Source organism: Geodermatophilus sp. SYSU D01176 (assembly GCF_054050015.1).
Map to the genome: position 1 here is coordinate 18,856 of NZ_JBJGYN010000043.1, position 22,218 is coordinate 41,073.

Sequence of the window (22,218 nt, forward strand, 5' to 3'; positions counted from 1 at the left end):
ATGAAACTTCAGGGGTTTCGCATGACAGCCTGCAGCCAAGCTCTTGCGCCGTTGCTGGGTGCGACGGATAGAAGAACGTTGCGCCCAATAGAAGTGCGGCTGACGTGAGGGCTTTCGCTGGAGAGGTCATCCCAACGTAAGACCAGTCATGACCCACGAGTGACTTTGTGCATCCCAGGACATAGTTGTGCCGGACTGTAGCCCGGACTTTGCATTGAAGGTCAGACCTGCAACCGGGCGCCCCTCTGCGTCCACGACCTCAAGTGGGGCCTGGTCCACGACAAATCCTACTTCCACGGTGTCGCCAGGCATGAAGGCTTCCATCCAAGTGATGGTCAATTCGCCCCCCTTATACCTGTAGCCAGCGGCGGCATCGTTTTCGGCGTCGGTCGCGATGCGATCGCAATCGAGACAGCCGTCGCTGAACTCGCGCAGGGGAGCGGCGTCCATGACGGTCGACGTCCGGTTGATGAGGTCGATGTAGTACCGGACGAAGGCCTCGGCGCCGGCGGCGTCCTGGGTGCGGGCCTCGGCGGGCATCGGCAGGTCGGGTGGGCCGAGGGGTGGGAGCTCCGGCGCCGACGTGCTGGGCGAGGCGTCCGCCTCCGGCAGGGTGTCGCTCGCCTCCTGCCGCTCCGAGCAGCCGCTCAGCACGACCACACCGGCCGCGAGGCTCGCCGCCAGTCGCAGGGTCCAGCGCCGTGTCACCGTCGTCCACCCCCGTGTCGATCACCGATCGCCGGGAGACTACGGAGTGCCGCCGTCCCGGGCACGCGCCGCTGTGGACAACCACCCGAACGCATTGCCGGGGTTCCCCGCGGACCGCGGCCGCTGCAGCACCGGCGGTGCACGAGGATCGCCGGCAACGGCGGCCCTCAGACCCCCAGCGCCTCGGCGAGCTCCTCGAACGAGGCCACCGACCAGTCGGCCTCGGGGTCCGGCGCAGGCGGCACGATGCGGCCGCCGAACTCGTCGGGCCGGTGCACGTAGGCCGTCCGGAGCCCCCGCGCCCGCGCCGCGGCGAGGTCGTCGACGTGTGCGGCGACCATGACCACGGACGACGGGGGCACCGCCAGCAGCTCCGCCGCGGAGTCGTAGACCTCCGGGTCGGGCTTGTAGTGCCGCACGACCTCGGCGCCGAGCACGCAGTCCCACGGCAGCCCGGACCGCCGCGCCAGGTCCACCTGCAGCGCGATGTTGCCGTTCGACAGCGGCGCCAGCACGTGGGAGCGCGCCAGCCGGCGGAGGCCCGGCAGCACGTCCGGCCACGGGTCCAGCCGGTGCCAGGCGAGCACCAGCTCCTCGCGCACCTCCGCCGGGACGTCGCCCAGCCCGGCGTCCGCGAGCACCGAGGACAGCGAGGAGCGGTGCAGGGCGTCCAGCGGCGTCCACGGCAGCTCGCCCGAGCGCACCCGCTCCATCGACGGCACGTACCGGCCGCGCCAGTCGTCGGCGAGGGCGGTCGCATCCACCGACGGGCCGAGCAGCCGGCGCACCTCGCGGGCGACGCCGCCGCGCCAGTCCACGACGGTGCCGAAGACGTCGAACACCAGCGCGCGGACGTCCACTACAGCCCCAGTGCCGCTGACATCTCGTCCCGCAGCCGGTCGAGCTCGTCGGCGCCCCGGCCGCGGGCGGCGATGATCCCGGCGTCCTCGTGCACGGGGACGACGGTCTCCAGGTACGCCTTGAGCTTCGGCTCGGTGCCGCTGGGCCGCACGATCACCCGCACCCCGTCGCCGAGCAGCCGGACGGCGTCCACGGCGGGGGTCTCCTCGAGCAGGTCGGAGGCGACGACCGGACGCCCCAGCAGCCGCGCCGGCGGCGAGGACCGCAGCCGCGCCATCATCGCGCCGATCCGGGACAGGTCCTCGACCCGCACCGACAGCTGCCCGGTCACGAACAGCCCGTGCTGCACGGCCAGCTCGTCCAGCCGGTCGGTCAGCGAGCGGCCGGTGGCCCGGAGCTCCGCGGCGAGCAGCGCGACCGCCAGCGCGGCGGAGATGCCGTCCTTGTCCTTCACGACGTCCGGCGCGACGGCGTAGCCCAGCGCCTCCTCGTAGCCGAAGACCAGCGGCTCGTCGTCCGTCCCCGCGCGGACGATCCACTTGAAGCCGGTCGGCGTCTCGGCGAACCGCACCCGGTGCGCGCCGGCCAGGGCGTGCAGCAGCGAGCCGCTCACCAGCGACGCGGCGTACGTGCCCCGCACCCCGCGGCGCAGCAGCCAGTCGGCGAGCAGCCCGCCCACCTCGTCACCGGTGAGCTGCCGCCCGTCGCAGACCACCGAGCAGCGGTCGGCGTCGGGGTCCTGGGCGATCGCCACGTCGGCGCCCAGCCGGGAGGACAGCTCCTGCAGCAGGTCGACCGCGCCCGGCTCCTCCGGGTTGGGGAAGGTGACCGTCGGGAAGGCGGGGTCGGGCTCGTCCTGCTCGGCCACGCCGACCGGCGGCGCGAGACCGGCCGCGGCGAACACCGCTCGCGTCGTCGCCGCGCCCACCCCGTGCATCGCGGTGTAGGCGACGGTCAGCCCCTGCCGCACGATGGCCGGCACCGCGGCGGGGTCCAGGGCCCGCACGACCGCGGCGACGTAGTCGGCCTCGACGTCGTCCCCGAGGGTCAGCCAGTCGTCGGACGTGGGCACCTCGCGGGCCGGTCCGATCGCGGCGATGGCCGCCTCGATCTCCCGGTCGGCCGGCGGCACCAGCTGCGCGCCGTCGCCGAGGTAGACCTTGTACCCGTTGTCGTCGGGCGGGTTGTGGCTGGCGGTGACCATCACCCCGGCCACGCAGCCCAGGTGCCGGACGGCGAAGGCGAGCACCGGCGTCGGGAGCGGCCGCGGCAGCACCTGGACGGCGAACCCGGCGGCGGACAGCACCGCGGCCGTCACCCGCGCGAACTCGTCGGAGCGCCGGCGTGCGTCGAAGCCGATCACCACGCCGCCGCCCGCGTGCCCGGAGCCGGCCAGCCAGCGGCCCAGGCCCGCCGCCGCGCGGGTGACCACGGCGGCGTTCATCCCGGCCGGACCGGCCCGCAGCGGGCCGCGCAGCCCGGCGGTGCCGAAGGTCAGCGGCCCGGCGAACCGGCGCTCCAGCTCCGCCCGGTTCTCCGCCTCGATCAGCGCCTCCATCTCGGCCCGGTCACCGTCGTGCGGATCGGCGTCGGCCCAGGCCCGGGCGGTCTCGAGCAGGCTCACGCGTCCTCCTCGGCGTCGTACTGCGGCAGCGTGAACTCCCCACCCACGCGGCCGTGCACCGGGTCGGCGGGGTCGGGCTCGCCGTGCACCGCGACGAGCGCCTCCGCGTACACCTCGGCGTCGTCGGCCGGCTCGTAGCCCAGCGCCCGGGCGGCGGTGAGGTCCCACCAGGCGCGGGTGTTGGCCGAGATGCCCCACACCACGGCGAACCCGGGGGAGGGCGCCAGCAGCGCGGCGTCGACCAGGCGCACGGAGTCTCCCGGGGACAGCCAGGTGGCCAGGTGACGGGTCGTCGTCGGCTCGGGGGCGGCGGTGCCGATGCGCAGGCAGACGACGTCCAGGCCGTACCGGTCGGCGTAGAGCGAGCCGAGCGCCTCCATCGCCACCTTGGACACCCCGTAGTAGGTGTCCGGCCGCGCGAGGCCGTCGTCCTCCCGCAGGAGACCGGACGCCGGGCGCGGGGTGAAGCCGGTGGCGTGGTTGCTCGACGCCAGCACCACCCGGGGGACGCCGGCCCGCCGCGCCGCCTCCAGCACGCACCGGGTGCCGTCGATGTTGGCGTGCGAGACGGCCGCCCACGTCGACTCGCCGGAGATGCCGCCGAGGTGGACGACGGCGCTCGCGCCCTCCGCGGCGTCGGTCAGCGCGGCCAGGTCGGTGACGTCGGCGACCACCTGCTCCTCGCCGGGGCGGGGGTCGGCGATCGGGACGACGTCCAGCGAGCGCAGCGCCCAGCCGCGCTCGGGCAGCCCGCCGCGCAGCACCGTGCCGATCCGCCCGGCCGCGCCGGTGACCAGCACGGGCCCGCTCACCGGGACCCCCCTGCGGCGGTCCCCGCGGGGATCGCCGTCACGGCAGCCGCCCGACGAACTCCACCAGGAACTCGCCCAGCCGCCCCGCGGCCGCCTTCCCCGCCGCGAGCACCTCCTCGTGGTCGAGCTTCTTCCCGGTGATCCCGGCCGCGGCGTTGGTGACCATCGACAGCCCCAGCACCTCCAGCCCCGCGGCGCGCGCGGCGATCGCCTCCAGCGCCGTGGACATGCCGACCAGGTCCGCGCCGAGGGTGCGCAGCATCCGGATCTCGGCCGGGGTCTCGTAGTGCGGCCCGGGCAGCGCCGCGTAGACGCCCTCGGTCAGCGACGGGTCCAGCTCGCGGGCCAGCGACCGCAGCCGCGCCGAGTACAGGTCGGTGAGGTCGACGAAGGTGGCGCCGACCAGCGGCGACCGGGCGGTGAGGTTGAGGTGGTCGCTGATCAGCACCGCCTGGCCGACCCGGTGGTCCGGAGCCAGCCCGCCGGCGGCGTTGGTGAGGACGACGGTGCGCACGCCCGCCGCGGCCGCCGTCCGCACGCCGTGCACGACCGGCTCGACGCCGCGGCCCTCGTAGAGGTGGGTGCGGCCGAGGAAGAGCAGCGCCTTCCGGTCGCCCACCCGCACCGAGCGGACCTCCCCGCCGTGGCCGACCGCGGTCGGGGCGGCGAAGCCCGGCAGCCCACCGATGGCGACGCCGCCCTCGACGCTGCCGAAGGCGTCGGCGGCCGGGGCCCAACCCGACCCCATGACGACGGCCACCTCGTGGCCGCCGCCGAACGCGCTGGTCAGGTGGTCGGCCGCCCGGTCGGCCAGGGCGGCGGGGTCGTCGGCGGGGAGTGCGCTCACGGTCGGACGCTAGCCCAGGGCCCGTGACCGTGAGCAGCCACACGCACCCCAGCAGCCCCGATGCGGGCGTGTCCGCTGGAACCCGGGCGGCGGGCGGCCGACTGTGTCGAGGTGCAGCGCATCGACATCGACGGCGTCCCCGTCTTCACCGCCGACGGCCCGGCGCGGACCACCGCGGCCCTGGTCTTCGGGGTCGGGCTCCGCGACGAGACGTTCGCGACCATCGAGGTCACCCACCTCGTCGAGCACCTCGCGATGGGCGCGTTGCCCAAGTCCCACCTGCGCTGCAACGCCGTCACCGACGTCGACACCACGACCTTCTTCGCGACCGGCCGGCCGGAGGCGGTGGGCGCGTTCCTCGAGGGCATCTGCCGCGCGCTGGCCGACCTGCCGACCGAGCGGATGGAGCTGGAGGTCGGCGTCCTGCAGGCGGAGAACTGCTCCACGGCGCACTCCACCCTCGGCGGGCTGTGGGCCGCCCGCTTCGGCCTGGCCGGTCCCGGTCTCGCCGTGGCCGACGGACCGGGCCCGGAGTACCTCACCGCGGAGACCGTGCGGGCGCACGCCCGCCGCTGGTTCGTCCGCGGCAACGCCGCGCTGTGGTGCGCCGGACCGCTGCCGGCCGACCTGCGGCTGCCGCTGCCGGACGGCCCGCGTCCCGAGCGGCCGGTCCCGTGCCCGCGTCCGCAGACCGGGCCGGTGTGGACCAAGGGGCACGGCGCCGGCGTCGGCCTGCTGCTGTCCGCCGGCGGTGCGGGCGACCCCGCCCTGACGGTCGGCGTCGAGGTCCTCAAGGAGCGGCTCCGCGACACCGCCCGGCACGGCCGCGGCCTCAGCTACTCCGTCGACTCGATGGCCCTGGAGCTCGCGGGCGACCGGCGCGAGGTCGCCGTCGTCGTCGACGCCCGGCAGGGGCAGGACGACGCCGTGGCCGGCCTGCTCTGGCAGGCCTACACGGAGCTGTGCGGATCCGGCCCGACCGCGGCGGAGCTGGCGCACGCGGTGGCCGGGTTCGAGGAGGAGCTGGACGCCGACGAGCGCGCCGTCGTCGAGTCCGAGCTGGCCGACGCGGCCTGCTGCGCGGTCGGCGGCCTGCCGTTCCGCCCGGTGCAGGACGTGCTGGAGGCCTGGCGCGAGGTGACCCCCGACCGGGTCGCGGCGGCGCTGCGCGGCACGCAGCCGACGGCGATCCTGTACGTGCCCGAGGAGGTCGACTACGCCGGCCCGGGCGGGGCCGTCGAGCGCCGGTACGTGTGCAACCTGCAGACCGAGCTGCCGGTGGGGCAGACCTTCCGGCCCTCGGCGCTGGCCCGGCTGCTCTCCCGGGGGAACAGCCGGCTCGCCCTGGTCGTCGGGGAGCGCGAGCTGGCCCACCGCGACAGCGACGGCGACGTGCACTCCATCCCGTGGGAGCTGGTCGAGGCCGCGCTGCCGACGCAGGACGGCCGGGCGGTCGTCGTCGTCGGGCGCAACCTGTGCAGCGCGGTCGTCGACGAGGAGCGCTTCGGACGGCGGGCCGTCGCGGCGGTGCAGGCGCGGGTGCCGGTCGCCCGCTGGCTGCCGCGCCCGGCCGCGCCCGGGGACGACCTGGTGGGGGCCGCTTCTCCGGGGGCCGGGGCGGCCGGTCGTCCCTAGACTCGCCAGGGTGCAGATCCCGTTCCGGTCCTCCGAGCGAGCCAGCCTCGGCGTCGAGTGGGAGCTGCAGCTCGTGGACCTGCAGACGCGGCAGCTGACCGCCGGGGCCGTCGAGATCCTGCGGGAGATCCGGCCCGACGGCGCCGAGGAGCACCCCAAGGCCAAGCACGAGCTGCTGCAGTCGACGATCGAGATCATCACCGGCGTCTGCACGACCGTCGCCGAGGCGAAGGCGGACCTGGCGGGCACCCTCGCCGAGGTCCGGGCCGCCGCCGAGCGCCGCGGCCTGGGCCTGATGTGCGCGGGCACCCACCCGATCACCGACTGGCAGACGCAGCAGATCTCGCCCAAGGAGCGGTACCTGCAGCTGGTCGAGAAGATGCAGTGGCTGGCCCGCCGGCTGCAGATCTTCGGCGTCCACGTGCACGTCGGCGTCCGGGCGCCGGAGAAGGCCATCCCGATGGTCAACGCGCTCACCCAGTACGTGCCGCACTTCCTCGCGCTCTCGGCGTCCTCCCCGTTCTGGGTCGGCTGCGACACCGGGCTCGCCTCGGCCCGCTCCAAGGTCTTCGAGGGGATGCCGACCGCCGGGCTGCCCTACCAGCTCTCCGGCTGGGACCGCTTCGAGGAGTACATGGAGACGCTGATCTCCACGCACGCCATCGAGAGCGTCCGCGAGGTGTGGTGGGACATCCGCCCGCACCCGGACTTCGGCACCGTCGAGCTGCGCATCTGCGACGGGCTGCCCACCCTCGACGAGATCGGCGCGGTCGCGGCGCTGTCCCAGTGCCTGGTCGAGCAGTTCGACACCCAGCTCGACCGCGGCTACACCCTGCCCACGCCGGCCTCCTGGGTGCTGCGGGAGAACAAGTGGCGGGCGGCCCGCTACGGCCTGGACGCCGACATCGTGGTCGACGAGAAGGGCACCGTGCGGCCGGTGCGCCAGGCGATCACCGACCTGGTCGAGGAGCTCGCGCCCACCGCCCGCCGGCTGGGCTGCGAGGACGAGCTGGCCGACGTCCACCGCGTCCTGGAGGTCGGCGCCTCCTACCAGCGGCAGCGCGCGGTCGCCGCGGCCACCGGCGGCGACCTGACCGCCGTCGTCGACAGCCTGCTGGCCGAGCTGCGGGACGGCCTGCCCTCGAGCGGGCCCGCCGACCAGCCCCCCGGGCCGGTGCCCGGCCCGGCCGACTGCTCCGGAGGCCACGCCGCATGAGGGACGCCGCGGCATGACCGCGTTCCCGGAGAAGCTGGGGACGGCGGTCGACGAGTGGGTCGTCGAGCGGCAGCAGCAGCTGGTCGCCGTGCGGCGGCACCTGCACGCCCACCCCGAGCTCGCCTACGCCGAGTTCGAGACGACGTCCTTCCTCGAGCAGCGGCTGCGCAACGCCGGCCTGGACCCCAAGCGGCTGCCCTCGGGCACCGGCCTGGTCGTCGAGGTGGGCTCGGGGGACCCGGTCGTGGTGCTGCGCGCCGACATCGACGCGCTGCCGCTGGCCGACCTCAAGGACGCCCCGTACGCCTCCACCCGCGAGGGCCTGTGCCACGCCTGCGGGCACGACGTGCACACCACCGTCGTCGTCGGGGCGGCGCTGGCCCTCGCCGCCCTCGACGACGTGCCCGGCACCGTGCGCTGCGTCTTCCAGCCCGCCGAGGAGACGGTGCCCGGCGGCGCCACCGAGGTGGTCGCGGCCGGCGTGCTCGAGGGCGCCTCCCGCGCCTTCGCCCTGCACTGCGACCCCTCCCTCCCGGTCGGCAGCATCGGGCTGCGCACCGGGGCGATCACCGCCGCCTGTGACCGGATGGACGTCACCCTCACCGGCCCCGGCGGGCACACCGCCCGACCGCAGCTGACCGTCGACCTGGTCGACGCCCTCGGCCGGCTGATCACCGACCTGCCCGCGCTGCTGTCCCGGCAGGTCGACCCGCGCGCCGGCATGTCGCTGGTGTGGGGCGCGGTCAACGCCGGGGTCGCGGCCAACGCCATCCCGCAGCGGGGCTGCCTGCGCGGCACCGTGCGGGTGCTGGACCGCGACACCTGGCAGGACGCCGAGGCGCTGCTGCGCTCGCTGGTCGTGCGGGTCGCGGCCACCACCGGCGCCGACGTGGAGGTCGACTACGTCCGCGGGGTCCCGCCGGTGGTCAACGACCCGCGGGCGGTGGCGCTGCTGCGCTCGGCGGCGCTGGAGACGGTCGGCAGTGAGGGTCTGCGGCTGTCCCCGCAGAGCATGGGCGGGGAGGACTTCGGCTGGTTCGCCGACGTCCTGCCCATCGCGCTGGCCCGGTTGGGCACGCACGGTGGCGGCGCGCCGCTGGACCTGCACCGGGGGACCTTCGACGTCGACGAGCGGGCCATCTCGGTCGGGGTCCGGCTCCTGGCGCGCACGGCCCTGCACGCGCTCGCGGCCGACGCGGGCGCCCCACCCCCCGGCCCGAGACCGCACCCCAGCGGTTCCGGTCCGGGCGCCCGACGGTAGACACTGACGCCGATCGACCGACGACGGGAGCCCGACGATGAGTTCCGCCGATCAGCAGACCCCCGCGCACGCCGACGCCGAGGTGCCGGCCGAGCACGAGGTCCCCGACGAGCTGCGGCTGGCCGCGGACTTCCCGGCCGCCACCCGGGAGGCGTGGCGGGAGCTCGTCGCGGGGGTGCTGCGCAAGGCCGGCCGCGAGGACCTGCCCGACCCGGTCGAGGACGCGCTCCGGGTGCCGGTGGCCACCGGCGTCAGCGTGGCCCCGCTCTACACCGCCGAGGACGCCGGTGACCTGCCCGCCGCGGTCGGCGTCCCGGGCCTGGCCCCCTTCGTCCGCGGCGCCCGAGCGGGCTCGCCCGGCGACGTGCCCGGCGGGTGGGACGTCCGCCAGCGGCACGCCCACCCCGACGTCGTGCTGACGAAGGAGGCGATCGCCGCGGACCTGGAGAACGGCGTCACCTCGCTGTGGCTGGAGCTCGGCGACGGGGCCGTCCCGGTCGCCGCGCTCGGCGACGTCCTGGCCGACGTCTACCTCGACCTCGCGCCGGTGTCGGTCTCCGGTGGGCTCCCGGCCGCCGAGGCCCTGCTGGCCCACGTCGAGGGCCGCACCGACCTCGCGCCGGGCGGCTCCCTGGGCCTGGACCCCCTCGGTGTGCACGCCGCCTCGGGCCGGCCGCAGGACCTCACCGGGCTCGCCGACGTGGCCCGCCGGGCACCCGCCGGCTGGCGCACCGTCGTCGTCGACGCCACCGTCTTCCACGACGCCGGCGCCTCCGCCGTCGAGGAGATCGGCTGCTCGCTGGCCGCGGGCGTCGCCTACCTGCGGGCCCTGACCGACGGCGGGCTGTCGGTGGACGAGGCCTGCGCCGCGCTCGAGTTCCGCTACGCGGCCGGCGCCGACCAGTTCACGACCATCGCCGCGCTGCGCGCCGCCCGCCGGCTGTGGGACCGGGTCGGCGAGGTCAGCGGCGCCTCGCCCGACGCCCGTGCCCAGCGGCAGCACGCCGTCACCTCCTCGGTCATGACGACCAGGCGCGACCCGTGGGTCAACATGCTGCGGACGACGGTCGCCTGCTTCGCCGCCGGCGTGGGCGGGGCCGACGTCGTCACCGTGCAGCCCTTCGACGCCGCGCTCGGCCTGCCCGACGCCTTCTCCCGCCGGATCGCCCGCAACACCCAGAACCTGCTGGTGGAGGAGGGGCACCTGGCCCGCGTCCTCGACCCGGGCGGCGGCTCCTGGTACGTCGAGGCGCTCACCGACGCCCTGGCCGACGCCGCGTGGGACTGGTTCACCGAGATCGAGCGGGCCGGCGGGCTGGCCGCCGCGCTGGACTCGGGCCTGGTCCGCGACCGGATCGCCGCCGCATGGGACGCCCGCGCCGAGCGGCTGGCGCACCGCACCGACGCGATCACCGGCGTCAGCGAGTTCCCCAACCTGGCCGAGAGGCTCCCCGAACGGCAACCCGCCGCGGACCTGCACCCGACCGGCGGCCTGCCGCGGGTGCGGGCGGCGCAGGCGTTCGAGGAGCTCCGCGACCGCGCCGACGCCGCGCCGACCCGGCCGGCGGTCTACCTCGCCACCATCGGCCCGATCGCCCGGCACACCGCGCGGGCCACCTTCGCCGGCAACCTGTTCCAGGCCGGGGGAGTGGCGACGCCGTCCGGCGACGGCGCCTCCGGTCTGGCCGAGGCGGGCACGACGGTCGCCTGCATCTGCGGGACCGACCGGGACTACGCGGAGTCAGCGGCGGCGCTCGCCGCGGAGCTGCGCGCCGCCGGGGCCACCGCGGTGTGGCTGGCCGGCAAGCCGTCGCTCGGCGTCGAGGGCGTCGACGGGTACGTGTACGCCGGGTGCGACGCACTCGACGTCCTGCAGCGAGTCCACGAGCAGCTGGGTCTCGACGGCGATCCCCGCGGGGACCGCCAGGAGGAGGAGCGGGCATGAGTGCAATCCCCGACTTCAGCGGCGTCGAACTGGGCCGCCCGTCGTCAGCCGCCTCGGCCGACGACTGGGCCAAGCGGTTCAAGGAGGTCACCGGCCGTGGCGTGGAGGAGGCGACCTGGGAGACGCCGGAGGGCATCGCCGTCCCGCCGCTGTACACGCCGGCCGACCTCGACGCCCTGGACTTCCTGCACACCCACCCGGGGCTGCCGCCCTACCTGCGCGGGCCCTACCCGACCATGTACACGACCCAGCCGTGGACGGTCCGCCAGTACGCGGGCTTCTCCACCGCCGCGGAGTCCAACGCCTTCTACCGCCGCAACCTCGCCGCGGGGCAGAAGGGCCTGTCGATCGCCTTCGACCTGCCCACCCACCGCGGCTACGACTCCGACCACCCGCGCGTGGTCGGCGACGTCGGCATGGCCGGGGTCGCGGTCGACTCGATCCTGGACATGCGGCAGCTGTTCGACGGCATCCCGCTGGACCGGATGAGCGTCTCGATGACCATGAACGGTGCGGTGCTGCCGGTGCTGGCGCTCTACATCGTCGCGGCCGAGGAGCAGGGGGCGTCCCACGGTCAGCTGACCGGGACCATCCAGAACGACATCCTCAAGGAGTTCATGGTCCGCAACACCTACATCTACCCGCCCAAGCCGTCGATGCAGATCATCAGCGACATCTTCGCGTTCACCTCGCAGGAGATGCCGCGGTTCAACTCGATCTCCATCTCCGGCTACCACATCCAGGAGGCCGGGGCGACGGCCGACCTGGAGCTGGCCTACACGCTCGCGGACGGCGTGGAGTACCTGAACGCGGGCAAGGCCGCCGGGCTGGACGTCGACGCGTTCGCGCCCCGGCTGAGCTTCTTCTGGGCGATCGGCATGAACTTCTTCATGGAGGTCGCGAAGCTGCGGGCCGGGCGGCTGCTGTGGGCGCGGCTGGTCAAGGAGGCCGGCGCAGAGAAGGACAAGTCGCTGTCGCTGCGCACCCACTCGCAGACCTCGGGCTGGTCGCTGACCGCGCAGGACGTCTACAACAACGTCGTCCGGACCTGCCTGGAGGCGATGGCCGCCACCCAGGGCCACACCCAGTCGCTGCACACCAACGCCCTCGACGAGGCGCTGGCGCTGCCCACCGACTTCTCCGCCCGCATCGCCCGCAACACCCAGCTGCTGCTGCAGCAGGAGTCGGGGACCACGCGGGTCATCGACCCGTGGGGCGGCTCGGCCTACGTCGAGAAGCTCACCTACGACCTGGCCCGCCGTGCCTGGGCGCACATCCAGGAGGTCGCCGAGCACGGCGGCATGGCGCAGGCGATCGACGACGGCATCCCGAAGCTGCGCATCGAGGAGGCCGCCGCCCGCACCCAGGCGCGCATCGACTCCGGCCGCCAGCCGGTCATCGGCGTGAACAAGTACCGCGTGGACGCCGACGAGGCGATCGAGGTGCTGCGGGTCGACAACGCCGACGTGCTCGCCCAGCAGAAGGCCAAGCTGGAGGAGCTGCGGGCCTCCCGGGACGACGGCGCGGTGCGCGCGGCGCTCGCCCGGCTGACCGACGCCGCCCGCGCGGCGGCCGAGGGACGGCGGGACTCGTCGCTGGACTCGAACCTGCTCAAGCTGGCCGTCGACGCGGCCCGGGCCAAGGCGACCGTCGGGGAGATCTCCGACGCGCTCGAGGAGGTCTACGGGCGGCACGCCGGCCAGGTGCGCACCATCTCCGGCGTCTACCGCGACGAGGCGGCCGGGGCGGGCTGGGCGGGAGGAGACAACCCGATGGAGGAGACCCGCCGCCTGGCCGAGGCGTTCGAGGAGGCCGAGGGACGCCGTCCCCGCATCCTCGTCGCCAAGATGGGCCAGGACGGCCACGACCGCGGGCAGAAGGTCATCGCGACGGCCTTCGCCGACCTCGGTTTCGACGTCGACGTCGGCCCGCTGTTCCAGACCCCCGAGGAGGTCGCCCGGCAGGCGGTCGAGGCCGACGTGCACATCGTCGGCGTCTCGTCCCTGGCCGCCGGCCACCTGACGCTTGTGCCGGCGCTGAGGCAGGCGCTCGCCGACCTCGGGGCCGAGGACGTCATGATCGTCGTCGGCGGCGTCATCCCGCCCGACGACGTGCCGACGCTCAAGGAGATGGGCGCGGCCGAGGTGTTCCTGCCCGGCACGGTGGTCGCCGAGGCGGCGCAGGGGCTGCTGCGGACGCTGTCCTCGCGCCTCGGTCACTGATGGCGCGGTCGGTCGACGTCCCCGCGCTCGTCGAGGGCGTGCTCGAGGGCGACCGGCGGGCCGTGGCGCGGGCCATCACGCTCGTGGAGTCCCACCGCGCCGACCACCGGGAGCGGGCGCAGGAGCTGCTGGTCGAGCTGCTGCCGCACGCCGGGAACGCCCGGCGGGTCGGGATCAGCGGCGTCCCCGGCGTGGGGAAGTCGACGTTCATCGACCAGCTCGGGGTCATGCTGACGGCCGCCGGGTCGAAGGTTGCGGTGCTCGCCGTCGACCCGTCGTCCGCCCGCTCGGGCGGGTCGATCCTCGGCGACAAGACCCGGATGGCGCGGCTGTCGGTCGACCCGAACGCCTTCATCCGGCCCTCGCCGACGTCGGGCACGCTCGGCGGGGTCGCGCAGGCGACGCGGGAGTCGATGGTCGTCGTCGAGGCGGCCGGCCACGACGTCGTCCTGGTGGAGACCGTCGGCGTCGGGCAGTCGGAGATCACCGTCGCCGAGATGGTCGACTCGTTCCTGTTCCTGACGCTGGCCCGCACCGGCGACCAGCTGCAGGGGATCAAGCGCGGCATCCTCGAGATCGCCGACGTCATCGCCGTGAACAAGGCCGACGGGCCGGGTGCGGCCGACGCGCGCAAGGCCGCCCGCGAGCTGGCCGGGGCGATCCGGATGCTGCGGGGCCATGGCGAGGACTGGCACGTCCCGGTGCTCACCTGCGCCGGGCTGACCGGAGAGGGGCTCGACGAGGTGTGGGCCAAGCTGGTCGAGCACCAGGACCGGCGCAAGGCCTCGGGCGCGTTCGACGAGCAGCGGCGCACCCAGCAGGTGCGCTGGACCCGGCAGCTGGTGCGCGACGGGCTGGAGCACCGGCTGCGCGCCCACCCCGGCGTCCGGGCCGCCGTGCCGGAGCTGGAGAAGGCGGTGCTGGCCGGCGAGCTGACTCCGGCGCTGGCCGCCCAGCAGCTGCTGGAGACCTTCCTCGCCGCGCCCGAGGTGTGAGCGCCGTCACGGGTCGTCAGCGTCCGGGCTGGACCGCGCCCGCGGTCCAGCCCGCCGCCGAGACGAGGCCGCCCATGCCGATCGACAACCCGTACTACTCCGCTGCGGTCCACGGCGAGTTCGAGGTCGCCGACATCGGCGACCTCGTGCTGGAGGAGGGCGTCACCCTCCGCGGCTGCCAGCTGGCCTACCAGACCCTCGGCACGCTCAACGCGGCGAAGGACAACGCGGTCCTGATCCCGACCTGGTCCGGGGCAACCACTCGGTCATGCGGGACACCTACGTCGGGCCGGGCCGGGTGATCGACCCCGCGGAGCACTTCGTCGTCCTGGTCAACCAGATCGGCAGCGGGCTGGGCACCTCGCCGCACAACCTGGCCGGCCCCCTACGGCCGGGGCCGCTTCCCGCGGGTGCGCATCGCGGACGACGTGGTCGCCCAGGAGCGGTTGCTGCGCGAGGTGCTCGGCGTCGAGGAGCTGGCGTTGGTCTTCGGCAGGTCGATGGGTGCCCAGCAGACCTACGAGTGGGCCGTCCGGTTCCCCGACCGGGTCGAGCGGGCCGCGCCCCTGGCCGGTACCGCGCGGATGTACCAGCACTGCGTCATCTGGGCGCAGACGCTGGTCGACGCCCTCACCTCCGACCCGGGGTAGGCCGGGGGCTGGTACCGCGACCCCGGGGACGTCCGCGGCGGCCTGCAGCGGCACGCCGGCCTGTTCGCCCTGCACGTGCTGTCCAACGAGTTCTGGACCGGGGAGCACTGGCGGGCGCTGGGCTTCAGCTCGCCGGAGGACTTCGGAGTCGGCTTCCTGGAGGCCTACTTCGAGCCCATGGACGCCGGCGACCTGCTGACCCAGGCGTGGAAGTGGCAGCACGGCGACGTCAGCCGGCACACCGACGGGGACCTCGCCGCCGCCCTGGGACGGATCACCGCGAGGACGGTGGTCATGCCGATCAGCACCGACAAGTTCTTCCCGCCCGAGGACTGCGCCGCCGAGCAGCAACTGATCCCCGACAGCGACTTCCGGGTGATCGAGGACGTGCACGGCCACGCCGCGCTGTTCGGGCTCTCGCCGTCCTACGTCGAGCAGGTGGACGACGCGCTGCGCAAGCTGCTGGAGACGCCGGCCTGAGCCGGGGTCTTCGCGCCCCCCGCGATCATGGCGCCCCCGCCGGACGATCATGGTGCTGTGACCACCGGTCGCCGCCTGGCGGTCGTCACGACGCCATGATCGCGGGGGAGGGGCCTCGGGTCAGACGCCGGTGGAGCGGCACTCCCGGGCGCGGAGCTCGGCGAGGTAGTCGTCGGGCGCACCGGCGGCCTCGGCGGCGTCGGCGAGCGCGCCCAGGTACCGCGCCGAGGGCAGCCCACCCTCGAAGGCGTCGAGCACGTAGACCCACGCCACCTGGTCACCGGTGAGGGTGTGCACCCGCAGGTGCAGCTTCCGGTAGAGCCCCCGGTCGGCGCCTTCCCAGGCGTCGAGTTCCTGCTCGTCGGTCTCGGTGAGGTCGTAGAGGGCCACGAAGACGCCGGGGGACAGCGATCCGCCCGGTGCGGTGTCGTCCGGCACGAGGGTGGCCAGCGCGCCCTCCCAGCCGTACTCCTCGGCGCCGAACGTCAGCCGCCAGCCCTGGATCCAGCCGGTGCCGGTGTGCGGGGAGGCCGGACAGCGCCGGAGCATCTGTGCGGGGTCCATGTTCGACCCGTAGGCGGCGTAGAGGCCCATCACCGGGCAGCCTACGGCGGTGTGGCAGGACCCTCGGAGGGAGAGGGGCCACGTCGTCACCCGGAACGGGGAGAATGGCGCGCGGCACGTGTCCGCACCGCACCGAGAAGGACTCCCATGACCCGCATCGTGATCATCGGCGGTGGCCCTGCCGGCTACGAGGCGGCGCTGGTCGCCGCATCCCTCGGTGCCCAGGTCACCGTGGTGGAGCGCGACGGCGTCGGCGGGGCCAGCGTGCTCACCGACTGCGTCCCGTCCAAGACCTTCATCGCCTCGGCCGGCGCGATGACCAACGTGCGCGACTCGGCCGCGCTCGGCGTCCAGGGCTCGGAGCTGGCCACCGTCGGCATCGACCTGGCCGCGGTCAACCAGCGGGTCAAGGGGCTGGCCGTGGCGCAGTCCGCCGACATCCGGGCGCGGCTGGTCGCCGAGGGCGTGCGGGTCCTCCCCGGGCAGGGCCGGCTCTCGGACGAGGTCCGCGGCCTGGCCGAGCACCGGGTCGAGGTGGTGGACGGCGACGGCGCGGTCACCGACACGCTGGAGTGCGACGTCGTCCTCATCGCCACCGGCGCCGACCCCCGCGTGCTGCCCGGCGCCGAGCCCGACCACGAGCGGATCCTCGACTGGCGCGACGTCTACGACATCCAGGAGATGCCCGAGCACCTGGTCGTCGTCGGCTCGGGCGTGACCGGTGCGGAGTTCGCCTCCGGCTACCTCGAGGCCGGGGTCCCGGTGACGCTGGTGTCCTCGCGCGACCGGGTCCTGCCCGGGGAGGACTCCGACGCCGCCGAGGTGCTCGAGGACGTCTTCCAGTCCCGCGGCGGCCGACTGGAACGCGGCCGGGCCGCCGGCGTCCGGCGATCCGAGAAGGGGGTCGTCGTCGAGCTCACCGACGGGCGCACCGTCGAGGGCTCGCACGCGCTGATGACCGTCGGCACGGTGCCCAACACCGCCGAGCTCAACCTGGAGCGGGTCGGGGTGGAGCTCGCGCCGTCCGGGCACGTCGTCGTCGACCGGGTGTCGCGCACCAGCGTGCCCGGCATCTACGCCGCCGGCGACGTCACCGGGGTCTTCCAGCTCGCGTCGGTCGCCGCGATGCAGGGGCGGATCGCGATGTGGCACGCCCTCGGCGAGGCGGTCACCCCGATCCGGCTCAAGACCGTCTCGGCGAACGTCTTCACCCACCCGGAGATCGCCACGGTCGGCGTGCAGGAGAAGACGCTGTCCGAGGGCGCCGACATCGAGGTCGTGCGGCTGCCGCTGGCCACCAACGCGCGGGCCAAGATGGCCGACCTGCGCGACGGCTTCGTGAAGCTCTTCGCCCGGCAGGCGACCGGGGTGGTCGTCGGCGGGGTCGTCGTCGCCCCGGGGGCGTCGGAGCTGGTCCTGCCGATCGCGCTGGCGGTCACGAAGGGGCTGACGGTCAGCGACCTCGCGCACACCTTCGCGATCTACCCGTCGCTGTCGGGGTCGATCACCGAGGCCGGGCGGCGGCTGATGAGGGCCGACGCGCTGGCCTGAAGGACCCTCTGCCCTCGGCCCCGTCCAGGGCACCGCCCCGAGCTTGCGAGGGGTGGGGAGGACGGGGTCCTTCTCGGGACGGCGGGGGCGCGGGGGAGCCGCGGGGCGGATGTGACGGCGGGTTCGGGTGGACTCCCGGCCGCCGGTGCCGATCCGCGCGCGGGCCGCCGAGGACAGGGGGGATGCGCCCCCACCGGAACACCCCCACCCCCCGCCGCCGCCCGTTCCGGGCGCTGGCCGGTGCGGCGACCGCGCTGGCCCTCTCGCTGGCGCTGCCGGCGACGGCGGCCCGGGCCGACGAGGCCGTGGGCCCGGACACCGTCGTCGGCGAGATCGTGCAGGCCTGGCCCGAGGGTGAGCTGGCCGGCTCCGACGCGGAGGAGCACGCCGAGGCCCCGCTGACCTGGGTGGAGAGCGCGACGGGCGAGGCCGTCCGGGTGCCCACCGAGGCGGTCGCCGGCATCGGGGTCGGCGCCACCGTCGAGGTCACCGTGGGGGGCGCCGTCCCCGACGCCGCGGGGCAGGACGGCCTTGAGCCCGCCCGCGACGTGCTCGACGCCCAGCTGCTGCAGGAGGCGCCGGAGGTCCGCGCCGCGCGGGTGGCCGGGCTGACCAACCGGGTCACCGTGGCGATGGTGGTCCCGGCCGGGGGGACGGCGGACGGCGCGACCCTCGCCCAGCTGGTGACCGCCGTCGACGGGCCGGTGGCCGAGTTCTGGGCGGGGGAGACCGACGGCGCCGTCCGGCTGGGGGTGACCGAGGCCCACGACTGGCTGCAGACCACCGCCGGGTGCGCGGACCCCACCGCGATGTGGCACGAGGCCGCCGACCGCACCGGCTTCGAGCCCGGGCCCGGCCGGCACCTCCTCGTCTACGTCAGCAGTCGGCCGCGAGACCTCCCCGGCTGCTCCTACGCGCTCGGCCAGGTCGGCACCGGGGTCGGCGCAGGCGGGCGGGTCTACGTCCGCGACGTGCTGCCCGCGGTCATCGCCCACGAGCTGGGCCACAACTTCGGCCTCGGCCACTCCTCGGGGCACCAGTGCGACGACGCGGTGGAGACCAGCATCTGCCGCACCGCCCCCTACCGCGACTACTACGACGTCATGGGCGCCTCGTGGCGTGAGGTCGGGTCGCTCAACGCCCCCCAGGCCGCGCAGCTGGGCGTGCTGCCCGCCTCCGCCCAGCTCGCGGTCGCCGCGACCGGGCCGGTGACGACGGCCACCCTCGCCCCGCTCGGCTCGCGGGCCGGCACCCGGGTGCTGCGGCTGACCGACGCGGCGGGGAGCACCTACTGGCTGGAGCTGCGCACCGCCGTCGGCCGCGACGCCTGGCTCGCCTCGGCCGGCAACCGCTTCGGCCTCGACGCCGGCGTCCTGCTGCACCGCACCGGCCGGATGCCCGACACCGCGCTGCTGCTCGACGGCACCCCGTCACCCGCCGCGCGGTGGGACGACGACCTGCAGGCCGCGCTGCCCGTCGGCGTGCCGGTGCCGGTCGCCGGTGGCGCCTTCACCGTGACCGTGGACGCCGTCACCGCGGCCGGGGCGACCCTGACCGTCGTCCCCGCCGCCGGTGCCGCCGTCCCGGTGACCCCGCTGCCCGAGGGCGACGCCGCGCCGGAGGTCCTGGCCGCCGGGCCGGCCACCGCGCCGGCCGCGGTCCCGGCCGCGGTGCCGGCCGCGCCGTCCGTCCCGGTGACCCCGCTGCCCGAGGGTGCCGCCGCGCCGGAGGTCCCTGCGGCGCCGGTCGTGGAGGACGCGCTGGTCGCCGAGCCGGCGCCGGCCGCCGTCCGGGTCGCCTCGGGCACCGGCTGGGCCACGCCGGCCGCGGGCGCCGTGGGCCTGGCCACCGTCGCGCTCACCGGCTGGACGGTCACCCGGAAGCGTGGCGCGCGCGCCCGGGACTGAGCGCCCACCTCCAGTTCCGGGTCCGACCTGCCGATGAGGGGGACCGGCCCCCTCTCGCTTGGAGACCGTCCGTGCCCCCTGTGCGCTCCCCCCGGCTGCTGGCGCTCACCGTCGCGGCCGCTGCCGTCCTCCCGGTGCTGACCGCACCACCGGCCACCGCCGAGGAGGCTCCCGCCGCCGGCGACACGGTCGTCGGTGAGCTCGTCCAGGGCTACGCCGACCCGGCCCCGGCCGAGGTCGCCGATGACGCGCACGAGGACGACGGCACGCTGCTCAGCTGGGTGCGGTCCGACGACGGCGAGGCCGTGCGGGTACCGACCGAGGACGTCGAGGACGTCGAGGCCGGCTCCACGGTCGAGGTGGTGCTCGGCGAGCCGGTCGCGGACGAGGCGACCGCGGAGGGGCTCGAGCCGGCGATGGACGTGCTGGCCAGCGAGGTCGTCTCCGCGCCGGAGGAGCCGAGGACGGCTCCCGCCACCGGCGCGATCAACCACGAGGTCACGGTGGTGATGCTGCAGCCGGCCGGAGCTGCCCGGGACGCCACCACCCTGGCGCAGGTGAGAGCGGCGGTGGACGGCCCCGTCGCCGACTTCTGGGCGGAGCAGACCGACGGGGCGGTCCGGTTCGGCACCGTGGCCGGCTTCGACTGGCCGACGGAGCCTTCCGCGCTCACCTGCGCCGATCCCTTCGCCCTCTGGGAGGAGGCGGCCACGCGCGCCGGGTGGACCGCGGGGCCGGACAAGCACCTGCTGGTCTACGTCCCCCACGGCTCGTCGGGGTGTTCGTACGGACTCGGCACGATCGGCACCGGCAGCGTCGGCTCCGGCGGCCTGGCGTACGTGCGGGCGACGGCCACCTCGCTCATCGCGCACGAGTTCGGGCACAACCTCGGTCTCGGCCACGCCTCCCACCTCCAGTGCGCCGGCGTGGTGCACGGCGCCGCCTGCTACATCCGCTCCTACTACGACATGTACGACGTCATGGGCGTCTCCTGGGACGAGGTCGGCTCCCTCAGCGCGCCGCACGCCGACCTGCTCGGGGTGCTGCCCGCTGCGGCCGCCCCCACCCTGGCCGCGGGCGCTGCCACCACGGAGTTCCTGCTCGCGCCGGTCGGAGCTCGGACCGGCACGCGCGCGGTCAGGCTCGACGACGGCGACGGGGACGTGTACTGGCTGGAGTACCGGACGGCGACCGGCCGGGACGCCTTCCTGGGCACGGCGGCCAACTGGCCCGAGCTCCAGACCGGCGTGCTGGTCCGGCTCGTCGGCGGCAACGACGGCGAGAACACCTCGTTCCTGCTCGACGGGACCCCGCCCCAGGAAGCCTGGTGGCCCTCGGATCTGGCCGTCGCGGTGCCCGGGAACAGGCCGGTGTCGGTCGGGGACGCGCCGTTCACGGTGACGGTGCTGGAAGCCACGGCCTCCGGGGCGCGGATCCGGATCGCCCCGCACCCGATCGACGCGGCCTACGAGCGGCTGGGTGGCAGCGCGGTGCTCGGCGAGCCGACGTCGGCTCGCGTCTGCGGGCTGCGGGACGGCGGCTGCCGCCGGGCCTACGCGAAGGGGTCGCTGTACTGGAACCCCAGGAACGGTCGGGTCACGCTGCTCAGCCCCGCCGTCGCCCAGCGGTACGAGCTGCTCGCCGGACCCACCTGGCTCGGCTACCCCCTGGGGGACGAGACCGACCTGAGCCTCGGGGGCACCACCGGCCGCACCGTCTCCTTCCCCGAGGGCGACATCGTCTGGTCCCCGTCGACGGGGGCGCACGTGGTGCGCGGCGCGATCCTGGCCCGCTGGCGGGAGGTCCGCGGAGCGCTCGGCTTCCCGCTGGGCGGGGACGCCCCGCTCCCGGGCGGTGCCTTCACCGCTTTCGCCGGCGGGTCGGTCTACTGGTCGCCGGCGACCGGGCCGCGGCTGGTGCGGGGGGCGATCCTGGAGCGGTACGTGGCCGCGGGCGGGCCGGGGGCGCTGGGGTTCCCGGTCGCCGACGACGGGGGGACCGCCGACGGGACCGGGGCGCTGGTGCGGCTGGAGCGCGGGGCGGTCTACTGGTCGTCGCGGACCGGGGCGCACGTGGTGTTCGGGGCGATCCTGGCGCGCTGGCGGGAGCTGGGGGCGCAGACCGGGGCGCTGGGCTATCCGACCAGTGACGAGCTGTCGGTGCCCGGCGGGCGGGTGTCGCACTTCGCCGGCGGGTCGGTCTACTGGTCGCCGGCGACCGGGCCGCGGCTGGTGCGGGGGGCGATCCTGGAGCGGTACGTGGCCGCGGGCGGGCCGGGGGCGCTGGGGTTCCCGGTCGCCGACGACGGGGGGACCGCCGACGGGACCGGGGCGCTGGTGCGGCTGGAGCGCGGGGCGGTCTACTGGTCGTCGCGGACCGGGGCGCACGTGGTGTTCGGGGCGATCCTGGCGCGCTGGCGGGAGCTGGGGGCGCAGACCGGGGCGCTGGGCTATCCGACCAGTGACGAGCTGTCGGTGCCCGGCGGGCGGGTGTCGCACTTCGCCGGCGGGTCGGTCTACTGGTCGCCGGACACCGGCGCGCACGCCGTCCGGGGCGGGATCCTCGCCCACTGGCTGGCCACCGGGGGACCCACCGGGCCGCTCGGGTTCCCGGTCACCGGCCACGCCGCGCTGCCCGGCGGTGGCGGCTGGCAGGTCCGCTTCCAGCACGGCGTCGTCACCGAGCGGACCGACGGGCGGATCGAGACCACCACCGGTTGACCAAGGACCCCAGCGCCCCGCCACTCGCGAGCTCACGGCGGGACCCTGCAGGGGGCCGCCCGTCCTCCTCACCCCTCGGGGTGGGCCTCGGGACGGGACCGACGAGGGGGCGCCCCCCCCGGTCAAGGGGGGGGGCCCCCGGTGGCCGGGGGGGTAACACCCGCGGGCCAAGGTGAAAATTTCCCCCCGCGACTGTCACGTGGGCCCCCCCCCGCGCACA

At 75.4% G+C, this 22,218-nt stretch carries 18 protein-coding genes; 12 read left to right on the top strand and 6 right to left on the bottom strand.

The window, feature by feature from the left end:
• Positions 1 to 126: 126 nt before the first annotated feature.
• From ACI78Z_RS19350 to ACI78Z_RS19370, 5 genes are all read right to left on the bottom strand, one after another.
• A complete protein-coding gene (locus ACI78Z_RS19350; protein WP_457038171.1) occupies positions 127 to 708 on the bottom strand; it encodes a DUF6318 family protein in 582 nt (193 codons plus the stop codon).
• A gap of 167 nt (positions 709 to 875) precedes the next feature.
• Positions 876 to 1,568, bottom strand: coding sequence for a haloacid dehalogenase type II (locus tag ACI78Z_RS19355; RefSeq protein ID WP_457038172.1), 693 nt, complete (start codon positions 1,566 to 1,568; stop codon positions 876 to 878).
• A complete protein-coding gene (locus ACI78Z_RS19360) occupies positions 1,568 to 3,193 on the bottom strand; it encodes a phospho-sugar mutase (RefSeq protein WP_457038173.1) in 1,626 nt (541 codons plus the stop codon). Before ACI78Z_RS19360 ends, ACI78Z_RS19355 begins: the two co-directional genes overlap by 1 nt.
• The gene (locus tag ACI78Z_RS19365; protein WP_457038174.1) at positions 3,190 to 4,005 is read right to left on the bottom strand and encodes an NAD-dependent epimerase/dehydratase family protein; all 816 of its coding nucleotides are present in this window, start codon (positions 4,003 to 4,005) and stop codon (positions 3,190 to 3,192) included. Before ACI78Z_RS19365 ends, ACI78Z_RS19360 begins: the two co-directional genes overlap by 4 nt.
• A 37-nt stretch (positions 4,006 to 4,042) precedes the next feature.
• Positions 4,043 to 4,852: a purine-nucleoside phosphorylase gene (locus ACI78Z_RS19370; protein WP_457038175.1), complete on the bottom strand. Its 810-nt coding sequence runs from the start codon at positions 4,850 to 4,852 to the stop codon at positions 4,043 to 4,045.
• Positions 4,853 to 4,963: 111 nt separating this feature from the next.
• On the opposite strand from ACI78Z_RS19370, the gene ACI78Z_RS19375 reads away from it, so the two are divergent.
• The 9 genes from ACI78Z_RS19375 (at position 4,964) to ACI78Z_RS19415 (ending at position 15,256) form a co-directional block, all read left to right on the top strand.
• Positions 4,964 to 6,487 carry a hypothetical protein gene (locus ACI78Z_RS19375; RefSeq protein ID WP_457038176.1) on the top strand — a complete coding sequence of 508 codons (1,524 nt, stop codon included), beginning with the start codon at positions 4,964 to 4,966 and terminating at the stop codon, positions 6,485 to 6,487.
• Between the two features lie 10 nt (positions 6,488 to 6,497).
• The gene (locus ACI78Z_RS19380) at positions 6,498 to 7,703 is read left to right on the top strand and encodes a glutamate--cysteine ligase (protein WP_457038177.1); all 1,206 of its coding nucleotides are present in this window, start codon (positions 6,498 to 6,500) and stop codon (positions 7,701 to 7,703) included.
• 13 nt (positions 7,704 to 7,716) lie between these two features.
• A complete protein-coding gene (locus tag ACI78Z_RS19385) occupies positions 7,717 to 8,964 on the top strand; it encodes an amidohydrolase (protein ID WP_457038178.1) in 1,248 nt (415 codons plus the stop codon).
• A 37-nt stretch (positions 8,965 to 9,001) separates the two neighbouring features.
• Complete coding sequence (locus ACI78Z_RS19390) at positions 9,002 to 10,909, top strand: methylmalonyl-CoA mutase subunit beta (RefSeq protein ID WP_457038179.1); 1,908 nt, start codon at positions 9,002 to 9,004, stop codon at positions 10,907 to 10,909.
• Positions 10,906 to 13,131 carry a methylmalonyl-CoA mutase gene (gene scpA / locus ACI78Z_RS19395; RefSeq protein WP_457038180.1) on the top strand — a complete coding sequence of 742 codons (2,226 nt, stop codon included), beginning with the start codon at positions 10,906 to 10,908 and terminating at the stop codon, positions 13,129 to 13,131. Before ACI78Z_RS19390 ends, scpA begins: the two co-directional genes overlap by 4 nt.
• On the top strand, positions 13,131 to 14,126 hold the full coding sequence (meaB, locus tag ACI78Z_RS19400) for a methylmalonyl Co-A mutase-associated GTPase MeaB (RefSeq protein ID WP_457038181.1): 996 nt from the start codon (positions 13,131 to 13,133) through the stop codon (positions 14,124 to 14,126). Before scpA ends, meaB begins: the two co-directional genes overlap by 1 nt.
• 74 nt (positions 14,127 to 14,200) lie before the next feature.
• Positions 14,201 to 14,428, top strand: a complete 228-nt coding sequence (locus ACI78Z_RS19405) for a hypothetical protein (RefSeq protein WP_457038182.1) — start codon at positions 14,201 to 14,203, stop codon at positions 14,426 to 14,428.
• A 108-nt stretch (positions 14,429 to 14,536) separates the two neighbouring features.
• Complete coding sequence (locus ACI78Z_RS19410) at positions 14,537 to 14,776, top strand: hypothetical protein (RefSeq protein ID WP_457038183.1); 240 nt, start codon at positions 14,537 to 14,539, stop codon at positions 14,774 to 14,776.
• Positions 14,777 to 14,851: 75 nt separating this feature from the next.
• Positions 14,852 to 15,256 carry a hypothetical protein gene (locus ACI78Z_RS19415; RefSeq protein ID WP_457038184.1) on the top strand — a complete coding sequence of 135 codons (405 nt, stop codon included), beginning with the start codon at positions 14,852 to 14,854 and terminating at the stop codon, positions 15,254 to 15,256.
• Between the two features lie 120 nt (positions 15,257 to 15,376).
• Here the strand turns inward: ACI78Z_RS19415 and ACI78Z_RS19420 are convergent, their stop codons facing one another.
• The gene (locus ACI78Z_RS19420; protein ID WP_457038185.1) at positions 15,377 to 15,850 is read right to left on the bottom strand and encodes a gamma-glutamylcyclotransferase; all 474 of its coding nucleotides are present in this window, start codon (positions 15,848 to 15,850) and stop codon (positions 15,377 to 15,379) included.
• A gap of 117 nt (positions 15,851 to 15,967) precedes the next feature.
• On the opposite strand from ACI78Z_RS19420, the gene ACI78Z_RS19425 reads away from it, so the two are divergent.
• The 3 genes from ACI78Z_RS19425 to ACI78Z_RS19435 all read left to right on the top strand — a co-directional run bounded on the left by ACI78Z_RS19425 (position 15,968) and on the right by ACI78Z_RS19435 (position 21,998).
• Positions 15,968 to 17,371: an NAD(P)H-quinone dehydrogenase gene (locus ACI78Z_RS19425; protein ID WP_457038186.1), complete on the top strand. Its 1,404-nt coding sequence runs from the start codon at positions 15,968 to 15,970 to the stop codon at positions 17,369 to 17,371.
• A gap of 182 nt (positions 17,372 to 17,553) precedes the next feature.
• Positions 17,554 to 19,278 carry a reprolysin-like metallopeptidase gene (locus ACI78Z_RS19430; protein WP_457038187.1) on the top strand — a complete coding sequence of 575 codons (1,725 nt, stop codon included), beginning with the start codon at positions 17,554 to 17,556 and terminating at the stop codon, positions 19,276 to 19,278.
• 71 nt (positions 19,279 to 19,349) lie between these two features.
• Positions 19,350 to 21,998, top strand: coding sequence for a hypothetical protein (locus ACI78Z_RS19435; protein ID WP_457038188.1), 2,649 nt, complete (start codon positions 19,350 to 19,352; stop codon positions 21,996 to 21,998).
• The last annotated feature ends 220 nt before the right edge of the window (positions 21,999 to 22,218 follow it).